Here is a 12579-nt window from a genome sequence, read left to right as displayed (position 1 = left end):
GGTAGTCTTCGATCCCCACCGACAACCGCAGCAGGTTCTCACCGATCCCCATCTCGCCTTTCTGCTCCGGGCTCAGCGAGTTGTGCGACATGCTCCAGGAGTGGTTGATCATGCTCTCCACCCCGCCCAGCGAGTCGGCCAGCACAAAGATCTGCAAGGCCTCTACCAGGCGATTGAGCGCGGCCCGGTCGCCGCCCTTGACCTTCATTGCCACCACGGCCCCGCCAGCGCGCATCTGGCGCTTGCACAGGTCATGCTGCGGGTGGCTTTCAAGCCCCGGGTAGTAGACCTGTTCGATCTGCGGGTGGCTTTCGAGAAAACGCGCCACCTGCAGGGCATTGGCGCACTGGCGCTCCATGCGCACATCCAGGGTCTTCAGGCCGCGCAGCGCCAGGTAGCAGTCGAACGGCCCCTGGATGGCCCCGACCGCCATGCTGATCTTGCGCAAACGCGCCAGCAGTGCGTCATTGGCCGCTACCACCACACCGCCGGTGAGGTCGGAGTGGCCGCCGATGTATTTGCTTGCCGAGTGCATCACCAGGTCCACGCCCAGGGTGATCGGCCGCTGGTTCCAGGGCGAGCAGAAGGTGTTGTCGATGCAGGTGAGGATACCGCGCGCACGCGCCAGGTCGCAGACCGCCTTGATATCGACCAGGTGCAGCAGCGGGTTGGTCGGTGATTCGATCCAGATCAGCTGGGTTTGGGGGCGTATCGCCGCAGCCACGGCCTGCAGGTCGTTGAGGTCGACGTAGGTGGTGGTCAGCCCCGACGTATGGCTGCGGTAGTCCTCCAGGATACGGAAGGTGCCGCCATAGACACCGTTCATCACCACCACGTGGGCATCCTTGGGCAACAGTTCGAGCACCGTCGCGGTGGCGTTCACGCCAGAGGCACAAGCCACCGCGCCAACGCCTTCTTCCAGCGCCGCCACACAGCTCTCGTAGGCATGCCGGGTCGGGTTGCCGACACGGCTGTAGGCATACTCGGGGTTATCGTCGAGGCTGCGCTTGATGTAGGAACTGGCGGTATAGATGGGCGGGAAGATCGCGTTGTCGGCAACGCTATGCTGTTCGCCGGCGTGGATGGTGCGGGTGGCGAAATTACGCGGCTTGTCGGACATGATCCGGTCCATTGACTGAATAGAGCCTGCAACTATCGCACAACCGCCGCGCTCGGCAAGGGCGCGCAGCAAGGGGGATTAATTTCCTGCATTCTGGGGTAATCTGGAGAAGAATTTTCTACAGCCAGCCTTCTATCGATATGGACAGTTTCGACCAGCACATCCTCACCCTGCTCCAACGCGACGCGTCAGTTTCCCTCAAAGACCTGGCCGAGGCGGTCAACCTGTCGACCACCCCCTGCTGGAAGCGGGTCAAGCGCCTGGAAGAAGACGGCTACATCGTCGGCCGTGTCGCCCTGCTCGACCCCACGCGCCTGGGGCTGGGCCTGACCGTGTTCGTCCAGCTCAAGACCCAGCGCCACGACAGCGCCTGGCTGGAGCAATTCGCCGCCACCGTGACCCGTTTCGAAGAGGTGATGGAGTTCTACCGCATGTCCGGGGACTGGGACTACATGCTGCGGGTGGTGGTGGGTGATATCGCCGCCTATGACCGGTTCTACAAGAAGCTGATCACCCGCACGGATGGGCTTTCCAACATCACCTCGAGTTTTGCCATGGAGCAGATGAAGTACACCACGGCGTACCCCGTGCACCGCCCCTGACGCGATGCTGGAGGCCCTTCCACGCCACCGCTCAATCCGCCGCCAACACCGCCTCGATGCGGTTCCCGGCCTTGGCCTTCTCTAGCTTGATGGCCACAAACTTCGACGTCGGCGTATACGTCCCCTCGCCATAACTCTCCAGCGGCACCAACGGATTGGTCTCCGGGTAATAGGCCGCCGCCTGCCCCTCGGGCACGTCATACGCCACCAGGCGGAACCCCGACACCCGCCGCTCGCGCCCATCCTCCCACAGCGACACCAGGTCAACATGCTCGCCGGGCTCAAAGCCCAGGCGGCGAATGTCGGCCTCGTTGACGAAGACCACCTCGCGCAGGCCGAACACCCCGCGGTAGCGGTCGTCCAGGCCATACAGCGTGGTGTTGTACTGGTCGTGCGAACGCAAGGTCTGCAGGATCAGGTCCGGTTTGTCGCCACGGGCCAGCACCTGGGCATTGACCAGTTGCTCCGGCAACTGGCTGGCACTGAAACGCGCCTTGCCGGTCGCGGTGCGCCAGTTGCGATCCGCCGCATTGTTGCCCAGGTGGAACCCACCCGGGTGCTGCAGGCGCTCGTTGAAATCGGCAAAACCCGGGATCACATCAGCGATCATGCTGCGGATGCGGCCGTAGTCGGCAATGGCGTATTCCCAGTCGATCGGCTTCTTGCCCAAGGTCGCCTGGGCCATGCCGGCAACGATCGCCGGCTCCGAACGCAGGTGCGGCGAACGTGGGCGCAGCTGGCCGTGGGAGATGTGCACCATGCTGAAGGTGTCCTCCACGGTAACGCCCTGCGGCCCGCTGGCCTGCAGGTCGATTTCGGTACGGCCCAGGCACGGCAGAATCAGCGCATCGCGGCCGGTGACCAGGTGCGAGCGGTTGAGCTTGGTGGAAATCTGCACGGTCAGTGCGCAATTGCGCAGGGCCGCATGGGTACGCGGGGTGTCCGGCGTGGCCTGGGCGAAGTTGCCGCCCAGGGCGATGAAGACCTTGGCCTGCCCTTCTTCCATGGCTTTGATCGCCAGCACCGCGTTATGCCCGTGGGCACGTGGCACACGGAACTGGAAGCGTTTTTCCAGGGCGTCGAGCAAGCCGGCCTTGGGCTTCTCGTCGATGCCCATGGTGCGGTCGCCCTGCACGTTGCTATGGCCACGCACCGGCGACAGGCCGGCACCCGGTTTGCCCACGTTGCCGCGCAGCAGCTGCAGGTTGACGATTTCCTGCACGGTGGCCACCGAATGGCGGTGCTGGGTGATGCCCATGGCCCAGCACATGATGACCCGTTCGGCCTTGCGGTACATGCGCGCGGCCAACTCGATCTCGGCCTGGGTCAGCCCCGACTGCTCGACGATATGCGCCCAGGCGGTGGCATCCACCGCCGCCAGGTAGGCATCGACGCCACTGGTGTGCTCGGCGATGAAGGCATGGTCGAACACGGCCGGCTCACCCTTGGCCTGGGCCTCGCGCTCCCACTGCAGCAGGTACTTGGCGATGCCGCGCATGGCCGCCATGTCGCCGCCCAGGGCCGGGCGGAAGTAAGCGGTGTTGGTCGGCTCGGAGCCGTTGCTGAGCATCTCGAATGGGTGCTGCGGGTGCTGAAAACGCTCCAGGCCACGCTCTTTCAGCGGGTTGAAGCAGACCACCTGGGCGCCCCGCTTGACCGCCTCGCGCAGCGGTTCGAGCATGCGCGGGTGGTTGGTGCCGGGGTTCTGGCCGATGACGAAGATGGCGTCGGCCAGCTCCAGGTCATGGAACACCACCGTGCCCTTGCCCACGCCGAGGGTTTCCGACATGCCCACCCCGCTGGCCTCGTGGCACATGTTCGAGCAGTCGGGGAAGTTGTTGGTGCCGTAGGCGCGGACGAACAGCTGGTACAGAAATGCCGCTTCATTGCTGGCCCGCCCCGAAGTGTAGAACTCGGCCTGATCGGGCGAGTCCAGTGCCTGCAGGTGCTGGGCGACCAGGGCGAAGGCGTCTTCCCAGGAGGTTTCGACGTAGTGGTCGGTGGCCGCGTCGTAGCGCATCGGGTGGGTCAGCCGGCCTTGGAATTCGAGCCAGTAGTCGGTCTGCTCGGCCAGCGCGCTGACGCTGTATTTGGCGAAGAATGCAGGGTCAACCGAGCGGCCGGTAGCCTCCCAGTTGACAGCTTTGGCGCCGTTCTCGCAGAACTTGACCATGTCGTTTTCCGGCGACTCGCCCCAGGCGCAGCCTGGGCAGTCAAAGCCGCCGTTCTGGTTGGTCTTGAGCATGGCCCGCAGGTTCTTGAAGGCGTTTTCGCTGCCCAGCCAGCTTTTGGTCACGCTCTTGAGCGCACCCCAGCCGGCGGCGGCGCCTTTGTAGTCCCTGATGTGTTCGTCCTGGCTCATGCGGTGAATCCTCACGCTCGGTGTTTTTTCCAGACTATTGAGCGTGGGGTGGGGGCGTCCAATCGAAAGATCTTACGGCGTGATAAGCCGTTTCGATCATGGGGGGCTGGCCCAGCAGCCGTGATAGAGCATATTGATCATTCGGTCGGGGAAAGCAATTTGACGGGGGTGCACCCAGGTTATAGCTTGGAGATGAGTCCAACCCATTCGAGCACAATCGTGGAACAGAACAGCCGGGCCCTGATCGACGGCTTCAACCGGAAAATCGACTACCTGCGTATGTCGGTCACCGACCGCTGCGACTTCCGCTGCGTCTACTGCATGGCCGAAGACATGCAGTTTCTGCCACGCCAGCAGATCCTCAGCCTCGAAGAACTGTTCCAGGTGGCCGAGCGCTTCGTCGCCCTGGGCACCCGCAAAATCCGCCTGACCGGGGGCGAGCCGCTGGTACGCCAGGGCATCGTCGAGCTGTGTGGGCGCATCGCCGCCCTGCCCGGCCTGCGCGAACTGTGCCTGACCAGCAACGGCTCGCAGCTCGGGCGCCTGGCCCAGCCGCTGTTCGACGCCGGCGTATCGCGCCTGAACATCAGCCTCGACAGCCTGGACACCGGGCGCTTCAAGCAGCTGACGCGCACCGGCGACCTCAACCAGGTCATCGCCGGCATCGACGCCGCACGCAAGGCAGGCTTTGAAAAGACCAAACTCAACTGCGTGGTGCTCAAAGGCCGCAACGATGACGAGCTGGTCGACCTGGTGCGCTTTGCCATCGACCGTGAGCTGGACATCACCTTCATCGAAGAAATGCCCCTGGGTGAAATCAGCGAACACCAGCGCGGTGAGTCGTTCTACTCCAGCGACCAGGTGCGTGACCGCCTGGCCGAGCAGTTCACCCTGATCGAGTCCACCGAGTCGTCCCAAGGCCCGGCCCGTTACTGGCGCCTGGCCGAAGCGGCACACACCCGGGTGGGCTTCATTTCGCCGCACAGCCACAACTTCTGCGCCACCTGCAACCGCGTGCGCCTGACCGTCGAAGGCCGCCTGCTGCTGTGCCTGGGCAACGAGCATTCGGTGGACCTGAAACAGGTCCTGCGTGCCCACCCTGGCGATGCCGCGCGGCTGGAAAAAGCCATCCGCGACTCGCTGCACCTCAAGCCCTACCGCCATCACTTCGAGGTGGGCGGTGAGGTGCAGATTCTGCGCTTCATGAACATGACCGGCGGCTGATTGGCCGCCTCTGGATTTCCATGATCGTCCACCCCCGCCCCGATGTGCTGCGCGTGCTGTTCACCCTCAAGGGTTCGATCGTAAAGCGCATTGCCCTGCGCTGCCTGATGGTCACCGTGCTGGCGGCGCTGATCGTGCTGGTCGAGCGGCATTTCCCGGCGTTCTTCTACCCGGTCAGCGCCACGCCGTTCACCTTGCTCGGCCTGTCGCTGTCGATTTTCATGAGTTTTCGCAACAACGCCTGCTACGACCGCTGGTGGGAGGGCCGCAAGGCCTGGGGTAAGCTGATCATCGAGACCCGTTCATTCGTGCGCGAGAGTGTGGTGATCGCCGACCCGGCGCTGCGTACCGAGCTGCTGCGCAACCTGTGCGGCTTTGCCCATGCGCTCAATGCCCGGCTGCGCAACGAGGATGACCTGGCCGCTGCCCGACCTTGGCTGGCCAGCCCGGCTGCAATCAGCCCACATAACGTGTGCAACAGCATCCTGAGCGAGATTGGCGGGCACTGTTCGCGGCTGGCCGAGCAACAACAGATCAGCGATTGGCGCTACAGCGTGCTGGAACAGCGCCTGGTGGGCCTGTCGGAGGTACAGGCCACCTGCGAACGCATCAAGGGCACGCCGCTGCCGTTCCCCTACACCCTGTTGCTGCATCGCACCATCTACATCTTCTGCCTGCTGCTGCCGTTCGCCCTGGCCGAACCGCTGGGCTGGCTGGCGCCCTTGTTCACCACCATCGTCGGGTATACGTTTTTCGGGCTGGATGCGATTGGCAATGAGCTGGAAGACCCGTTCGGGCGGGATGAAAACGACCTGCCCACCGATGCGCTGGTGCGTACCGTGGAGCGCGATGTACTGGCGGGGTTGGGGGTAACGCCACTGCCACCGGCTTTGGAGCCGGTGGGGTATGTATTGAGCTGAGGGTTTTCTGCTTTCTGTGCTGGCCGTTACCCTCGGCTGGCACAAGCCTCGACGGGCTTCAGGTGCGGCACAAAATTGCACGGCCGGTGCCGCGCATCCAGCTGCTCCGCCAGGATGCCTTCCCATGCCGTGCGGCACGCGCCGGTGGAACCCGGCAGGCAGCACACCAGGGTACCGTTGGCCAACCCGGCCAAGGCGCGGCTCTGAACGGTCGAGGTGCCGATATCGAGAATCGACAACGCCCGGAACAGTTCGCCAAAGCCATCGATACGTTTGTCCAGCAGGCATTCAACCGCTTCCGGCGTACTGTCACGCCCGGTAAAGCCGGTGCCGCCGGTGATCAGCACCACCTGCACCTGCTCGTCGGCAATCCAGGTAGCGACCTGGGCGCGGATCTTGTACAGGTCGTCCTTGAGCAACGCCCGTGCCACCAGGCGGTGGCCGATCTCCACCGAGCGGCTGGCCAGCAGCTCGCCGGAGGTGTCGTTGTCGTAGGTGCGGGTGTCGCTGACGGTCAGCACGGCGATATTGAGCGGTACGAAGACCGCGTCGGGTTTGACGCTCACGTGGGCTACTCCTGAAAGGGCATTGTCACCACGCTAGAGGCATGGCCTGGGGGCGTCCAATCGATATGGCGTACCGGGTGATCAATGACATCTATCGCTGACTTGGTTAAGGTCAGCACAACCAGACGCCAGGCACTCCCATGGACATCAAGCAACTCAAGTTCCTCATCGCGCTCGACCAGACCCGCCACTTCGGCCAGGCCGCAGCGCTGTGCCACATCACCCAGCCGACGCTGTCGATGCGCCTGCGCAACCTGGAAGACGAACTGGACCTGGTGCTGGTCAAGCGCGGCCAGCGCTTCGAAGGGTTTACCGAGGCCGGCGAGCGCATCCTGGCCTGGGCCCGCAACCTGCTGGCCGCCCACGATGGCCTGCAGGCCGAAGCCGCCAGTTGCCGTGGCCAGGTGGTCGGCAGCCTGCGCCTGGGCACGGTGCCGCTGGCCAGCTTCAACCCGATGCAATTGCTGCTGCCGCTGCGCGAAAAATACCCCGAGCTGCAGTTTCAGCTCAGCTCGCACAGCACCGAACAGATCATGGATGGCCTGAGCCGCAACCAGCTCGACCTGGGCATCTGCTACCTGGACCAGGTCAACGCCAGTTTCTTCGAAGTGATCGAGCTGGGCACCACCACCATGGGCCTGCTGCACGACACCCGGCACTTCCAGTTCGAGGCCGACAGCCTGCGCTGGGAGGCACTCGGCGAGATCCCCCTGGGCCTGCTGAGCAAAGGCATGCACTACCGTCAGTCGCTGGACCTGAGTTTTCGCAGCCGCAGCCTGGAGCCCAACGCCGTGCTGGAAAGCGACTCCAGCTTCCAGCTGATCCAGGCCATCAACACCGGCGTGTGCTGCGCGATCATGCCACTCGATTGCGGGCTGGAGGACTTGAGCGACCACATGCGCATCCTGCCCATCGTCGATGCCAGCATCCACAGCCCGGTGGGCCTGCTGCTGCGCCGCAGCGAACCACGTTCGGCAATTGCCGAGCAGTGCTTCGACGAAGCCCGCGCCCTGTTTCAAGCCACCTGAGCCGCCGTCGCCTGGCGGTACTGGCGCGGGGTGAAGCCGGTCAGTTGCTTGAACTGCCGGCTGAAGGCGCTGTGGTCGGTGTAGCCGCAGCGCATCGCCACGTCGGTGATCGGCAGGTCCGAATGCAGCAAGCGATGGGCATGCTCCAGGCGCGCCTTGTGGATCATCTGCCGCGGCGTGAGGTGGAACACCCGCTTGCAGTAACGCTCCAGCTGCGCCACGGAAATACCCGCGATGCGGGTCAGTTCACCCATGCTGATCGGTTGGTGAAAGTGCTGGCGAATATGCTCATCCACGGCGGCCAGGCGCTGGTAAGCGGGATGGGTGTCGGCGGCTGACTGCAGGTCGACCGAGATGCCCACCAAGCCGATGATGGCACCTTGCGGGTTGTACAGCGGCCGCTTGTGGGTCAGGCACCAACCGGGCTCGCGGCTGCCGTACAGGTGCAGTTCGAGCTGGTCTTGCAGCACCAGGCCATCTTTGAGTACACGGCGGTCCTGCTCGGTGTAGCCAGGGCCCAGTTGCGCCGGGAAGACTTCGGCGCTGGTCTTGCCCAGCAACGGCTGCAGGCGCTTGAGGCCACAGCGCTGGACCAAGGTGTCGTTGGCCAGCACGTAGCGGGCGTCGGGGTCCTTGATGAAGATCGCGGCGTTGGGGATGGCGTCGAGGATCGGCAGCAGCAGGGAGACCCCGGCGAGCAGCGCCTCCAGGGTGGCGGGGCGGTGCTGGTCGAAGCACTGATACAAGGTTGCCAGGGGGTGCTCTGTCATCTCGCTTCTCGGGGTCGACGCTATTGACCACCTGTGGGAGCGGGCTTGCCCCGCGAAGGCGCCAGAAGCGTCACTGCTCCTCGCCAGCCCACAGCTGGTATGGCTTCCAGCCTATCCGCCCGCCCCCGCCAGCCGCCAGCTTTTTCTGCAACTGTGCCGATTTCGTCATCCCCCTTGCAGAAAACCATCAAGAACCGACGCCCCGATCGGTCCACTCTATGCCCCACGCAAGCCGCCCAAGACCTACAAGAGCGCGGCCCAAAAGCCGCATCTCGTGACATCAGACCTGCCTATCCAAAACCTACAAAAAGGCGCACCCATGTCAGGTAAATTCAAAAAACAGCTGTCATTGCTGGACCTCACCTTCATCGGCCTAGGCGCCATCTTCGGCTCCGGCTGGCTGTTCGCTGCCAGCCACGTCTCGGCCATCGCCGGCCCCGCCGGTATCCTCTCCTGGTTCCTCGGCGGTTTCGCCGTGCTGTTGCTGGGCATCGTGTACTGCGAGCTCGGCGCCGCCCTGCCCCGCGCCGGTGGCGTGGTGCGTTACCCGGTGTACTCCCACGGCCCGCTGCTCGGCTACCTGATGGGCTTCATCACCCTGATCGCTTTCTCCAGCCTGATCGCCATCGAAGTGGTCGCTTCGCGCCAATACGCCGCTGCCTGGTTCCCCGAACTGACCAAGGCCGGCTCCAGTGACCCGAGCGTGCTCGGCTGGTTGGTGCAGTTCGCGCTGCTGGGGCTGTTCTTCGTGCTCAATTACCGCAGCGTGAAGACCTTTGCCAAAGCCAACAACCTGGTCAGCGTGTTCAAGTTCATCGTGCCTTTGCTGGTGATCGGCGTGCTGTTCACCTTCTTCAAGCCGGCAAACTTCGAAGTCCAGGGTTTTGCGCCCTACGGCCTGTCCGGTGTGGAAATGGCCGTGTCGGCCGGCGGCATCATCTTCGCCTACCTGGGGCTGACGCCGATCATTTCGGTGGCCAGTGAAGTGAAGAACCCGCAGCGCACCATCCCGATTGCGCTGATTCTGTCGGTGCTGCTGTCCACTGCGATCTACGCCTTGCTGCAACTGGCGTTTCTCGGCAGCGTGCCGACCGAAATGCTGGCCAACGGCTGGGCCGGGGTGACCAAGGAACTCGCCCTGCCCTACCGTGACATCGCCCTGGCCCTGGGCGTGGGCTGGCTGGCCTACCTGGTGGTGGCCGACGCGGTGATCTCGCCCAGCGGCTGCGGCAACATCTACATGAATGCCACCCCGCGGGTGATCTATGGCTGGGCGCAGACCGGCACCTTCTTCAAGTTCTTCACCCGAATCGACGAGCAGTCCGGCATCCCCCGCCCGGCCCTGTGGCTGACCTTCGCCCTGTCGGTGTTCTGGACCCTGCCGTTCCCCTCCTGGGAAGCGCTGATCAACGTGGTGTCGGCGGCACTGGTGCTGAGCTATGCCGTGGCCCCGGTCACTGTCGCCGCGCTGCGCCGCAACGCTCCTGACATGCCGCGCCCATTCCGGGTCAAGGGCATGAGCGTGCTCGGCCCGCTGTCGTTCATCATCGCCGCGCTGATCGTCTACTGGTCTGGCTGGAACACCGTGTCGTGGCTGCTGGCCCTGCAAATCGTGATGTTCGTGCTGTACCTGCTGTGCGCCCGCTTCGTGCCCACCCAGCACCTGTCCCTTGGCCAGCAAGTGCGCTCGTCGGCCTGGCTGATCGGCTTCTATGCCGTGACCATCCTGCTGTCCTGGCTGGGCAGCTTCGGTGGCCTGGGCGTGCTCGGCCATCCGTTCGACACCGTGGCCGTCGCGGCGTGCGCCCTGGGCATCTACTACTGGGGCGCTGCCACCGGCGTGCCGGCCCATCTGGTGCGCCTGGATGGCGAAGATGAAAGCGAAGCCAGCGCCGACACCCACCTGGGCCACCGCCCTGCCGCCGTCGCCTCCTGACCTCGGCCTCAACCAAGGGACATGCCCATGAAACACATTCACGTCATCGACTCGCATACCGGCGGCGAACCGACCCGCCTGGTGATGAAAGGCTTCCCGCAGCTCAATGGCCGCACCATGGCCGAACAGCGCGACGAACTGCGCGAGCTGCACGACCCCTGGCGCCGCGCCTGCCTGCTGGAGCCACGCGGCAACGATGTACTGGTGGGCGCGCTGTACTGCCCACCGGTGTCGGAGGGCGCCACCTGCGGGGTGATCTTCTTCAACAACGCCGGCTACCTGAACATGTGCGGCCACGGCACCATCGGCCTGATCGCCTCGCTGCAGCACCTGGGGCTTATCGCACCGGGCGTGCACAAGATCGACACGCCGGTCGGCCAGGTCAGCGCCACCCTGCATGAAGACGGCGCGGTCACCGTAGGCAACGTGCCGGCCTACCGCTATCGCCAGCAGGTGCCGGTCGAGGTACCGGGCCATGGCGTGGTGCACGGCGATATCGCCTGGGGCGGCAACTGGTTCTTCCTGGTGTCCGAGCACGGCCAGCGCATTGCGATGGACAACGTCGAAGCGCTCACCGATTACACCTGGGCAATGCTCAAAGCCCTGGAGGCCCAGGGCATCACCGGCGAGAACGGCCAGCCGATCGACCATGTCGAGCTGTTTGCCGACGACCCCGACGCCGACAGCCGCAACTTCGTCATGTGCCCCGGCAAGGCCTACGACCGCTCGCCCTGCGGCACCGGCACCAGCGCCAAACTGGCCTGCCTGGCCGCCGACGGCAAGCTCGACGAGGGCCAGACCTGGGTCCAGGCGAGCATCACCGGCAGCCAGTTCCAGGGCCGCTACGAACGCGAAGGCGAGCGTATTCGCCCGTTCATCACCGGCCGCGCCTACATGACCGCCGACAGCACCTTGCTGATCGACGAACAGGACCCTTTCGCCTGGGGCATCTGACCCGCCCAGGCCTTTTATTCGCCCCCCTACTGAATACTGCAAGGAGTGATACCCATGAGCGACAACATCTTCACCGGCTGCATGCCTGCCCTGATGACCCCTTGCACCGCCGAGCGCAAACCAGACTTCGACGCCCTGGTGCGCAAAGGCCGCGAGCTGATCGAAGCCGGCATGAGCGCCGTGGTGTACTGCGGCTCGATGGGCGACTGGCCGCTGCTGACCGAGGCCGAGCGCCAGGAAGGCGTGGCGCGCCTGGTGGCGGCCGGCATCCCGACCATCGTCGGCACCGGCGCGGTGAACACCCGCGAGGCCGTCGCCCACGCCGCCCATGCCGCCGAAGTCGGCGCCGCCGGCCTGATGGTGATCCCGCGGGTGTTGTCCCGCGGCGCCTCGCTGATCGCCCAAAAGCACCACTTCTCGGCCATTCTGGCGGCTGCGCCGAAGCTGCCGGCGGTGATCTACAACAGCCCGTACTACGGCTTCGCCACCCGCGCCGACCTGTTCTTCGAACTGCGCCGCGAATACCCGAACCTGATCGGCTTCAAGGAATTCGGCGGCGGTGCCGACCTGCGCTACGCCGCCGAGCACATCACCTCCAAGGACGACGACGTGACCCTGATGGTCGGCGTCGACACCCAGGTGGTGCATGGCTTCGTCAACTGCAACGCCACCGGCGCCATCACCGGTATCGGCAACGCCCTGCCCCGTGAAGTGCTGCAACTGGTGAGCCTGAGCAAACAGGCGGCCAAGGGCGACGCCAAGGCCCGACGCCTGGCCCGCGAACTGGAAGCGGCGCTGGCAGTGCTGTCCTCGTTCGATGAAGGCTGCGACCTGGTGCTGTACTACAAGCACCTGATGGTGCTGAACGGCGACAGCGAGTACAGCTTGCACTTCAACGAAACCGACGTGCTGACCGACGCACAGCGCAACTATGCCGAGCAGCAGTACGCGCTGTTCCGCAACTGGTACGCCAGCTGGTCGGCCGAGCAGAACATCGCCTAAGCCCTGCGCGGCCCTTTGTAGGAGCGGCCTTGTGTCGCGATCGGGCTGCAAAGCAGCCCCAGCAATTTGTGCATTTGCGCGGAAATCCCGGGGCT

General features: G+C 64.6%; 11 protein-coding genes. 7 read left to right on the top strand and 4 right to left on the bottom strand.

Features of this window, described 5'->3' with window-relative positions:
• Positions 1–1132: trans-sulfuration enzyme family protein (locus NP534_RS22105; RefSeq protein ID WP_274100116.1), on the bottom strand; the 1132-nt coding region annotated here is incomplete at its 3' end.
• Positions 1133–1260: 128 nt separating this feature from the next.
• Between NP534_RS22105 and NP534_RS22100 the strand changes: the two genes are divergently transcribed.
• The gene (locus NP534_RS22100) at positions 1261–1722 is read left to right on the top strand and encodes an Lrp/AsnC family transcriptional regulator (protein WP_047583233.1); all 462 of its coding nucleotides are present in this window, start codon (positions 1261–1263) and stop codon (positions 1720–1722) included.
• A gap of 31 nt (positions 1723–1753) precedes the next feature.
• On the opposite strand, the gene NP534_RS22095 is transcribed toward NP534_RS22100, so the two are convergent.
• On the bottom strand, positions 1754–4084 hold the full coding sequence (locus tag NP534_RS22095; protein WP_274100115.1) for an FdhF/YdeP family oxidoreductase: 2331 nt from the start codon (positions 4082–4084) through the stop codon (positions 1754–1756).
• A 219-nt stretch (positions 4085–4303) separates the two neighbouring features.
• Here NP534_RS22095 and moaA point away from each other — a divergent pair, with 219 nt between their 5' ends.
• Positions 4304–5308, top strand: a complete 1005-nt coding sequence (gene moaA, locus NP534_RS22090; RefSeq protein WP_274100114.1) for a GTP 3',8-cyclase MoaA — start codon at positions 4304–4306, stop codon at positions 5306–5308.
• A 20-nt stretch (positions 5309–5328) separates the two neighbouring features.
• Positions 5329–6228 (top strand): bestrophin family protein, encoded by a 900-nt coding sequence (locus tag NP534_RS22085; protein ID WP_274100113.1) that lies wholly within the window; start codon positions 5329–5331, stop codon positions 6226–6228.
• 26 nt (positions 6229–6254) lie between these two features.
• Here NP534_RS22085 and moaB read toward each other — a convergent pair whose 3' ends face one another.
• Positions 6255–6794, bottom strand: a complete 540-nt coding sequence (gene moaB, locus NP534_RS22080; protein ID WP_186658373.1) for a molybdenum cofactor biosynthesis protein B — start codon at positions 6792–6794, stop codon at positions 6255–6257.
• 140 nt (positions 6795–6934) lie between these two features.
• On the opposite strand from moaB, the gene NP534_RS22075 reads away from it, so the two are divergent.
• Positions 6935–7822: a LysR family transcriptional regulator gene (locus tag NP534_RS22075; protein WP_274100112.1), complete on the top strand. Its 888-nt coding sequence runs from the start codon at positions 6935–6937 to the stop codon at positions 7820–7822.
• Here NP534_RS22075 and NP534_RS22070 read toward each other — a convergent pair.
• On the bottom strand, positions 7810–8592 hold the full coding sequence (locus tag NP534_RS22070) for an AraC family transcriptional regulator (protein WP_274100111.1): 783 nt from the start codon (positions 8590–8592) through the stop codon (positions 7810–7812). The two genes, NP534_RS22075 and NP534_RS22070, sit on opposite strands and share 13 nt — an antisense overlap.
• A 319-nt stretch (positions 8593–8911) precedes the next feature.
• On the opposite strand from NP534_RS22070, the gene NP534_RS22065 reads away from it, so the two are divergent.
• Genes NP534_RS22065 through NP534_RS22055 form a run of 3 tightly spaced genes read left to right on the top strand, consistent with a single transcriptional unit; the run spans position 8912 to position 12484 of the window.
• Positions 8912–10528, top strand: a complete 1617-nt coding sequence (locus NP534_RS22065) for an APC family permease (protein WP_274100110.1) — start codon at positions 8912–8914, stop codon at positions 10526–10528.
• A gap of 27 nt (positions 10529–10555) precedes the next feature.
• Positions 10556–11482: a 4-hydroxyproline epimerase gene (locus NP534_RS22060; protein ID WP_274100109.1), complete on the top strand. Its 927-nt coding sequence runs from the start codon at positions 10556–10558 to the stop codon at positions 11480–11482.
• A 54-nt stretch (positions 11483–11536) separates the two neighbouring features.
• Positions 11537–12484, top strand: coding sequence for a dihydrodipicolinate synthase family protein (locus tag NP534_RS22055; RefSeq protein ID WP_274100108.1), 948 nt, complete (start codon positions 11537–11539; stop codon positions 12482–12484).
• The last annotated feature ends 95 nt before the right edge of the window (positions 12485–12579 follow it).

The organism is Pseudomonas sp. 39004 (assembly GCF_028682155.1).
Classification (GTDB): domain Bacteria; phylum Pseudomonadota; class Gammaproteobacteria; order Pseudomonadales; family Pseudomonadaceae; genus Aquipseudomonas; species Aquipseudomonas capeferrum.
The sequence above is the reverse complement of the archived record's forward strand: the minus strand, read 5'-3'. Positions and strand labels throughout refer to the sequence as shown.

Bases quoted from the DNA above. Each gene is read 5' to 3' on its own strand.
- NP534_RS22060 (WP_274100109.1), top strand. From the start codon at position 10,556: ATGAAACACATTCACGTCATCGACTCGCATACCGGCGGCGAACCGACC.
- NP534_RS22055 (WP_274100108.1), top strand. From the start codon at position 11,537: ATGAGCGACAACATCTTCACCGGCTGCATGCCTGCCCTGATGACCCCT.
- NP534_RS22085 (WP_274100113.1), top strand. From the start codon at position 5,329: ATGATCGTCCACCCCCGCCCCGATGTGCTGCGCGTGCTGTTCACCCTC.
- NP534_RS22095 (WP_274100115.1), bottom strand. From the start codon at position 4,084: ATGAGCCAGGACGAACACATCAGGGACTACAAAGGCGCCGCCGCCGGC.
- NP534_RS22070 (WP_274100111.1), bottom strand. From the start codon at position 8,592: ATGACAGAGCACCCCCTGGCAACCTTGTATCAGTGCTTCGACCAGCAC.
- NP534_RS22100 (WP_047583233.1), top strand. From the start codon at position 1,261: ATGGACAGTTTCGACCAGCACATCCTCACCCTGCTCCAACGCGACGCG.
- NP534_RS22075 (WP_274100112.1), top strand. From the start codon at position 6,935: ATGGACATCAAGCAACTCAAGTTCCTCATCGCGCTCGACCAGACCCGC.
- NP534_RS22065 (WP_274100110.1), top strand. From the start codon at position 8,912: ATGTCAGGTAAATTCAAAAAACAGCTGTCATTGCTGGACCTCACCTTC.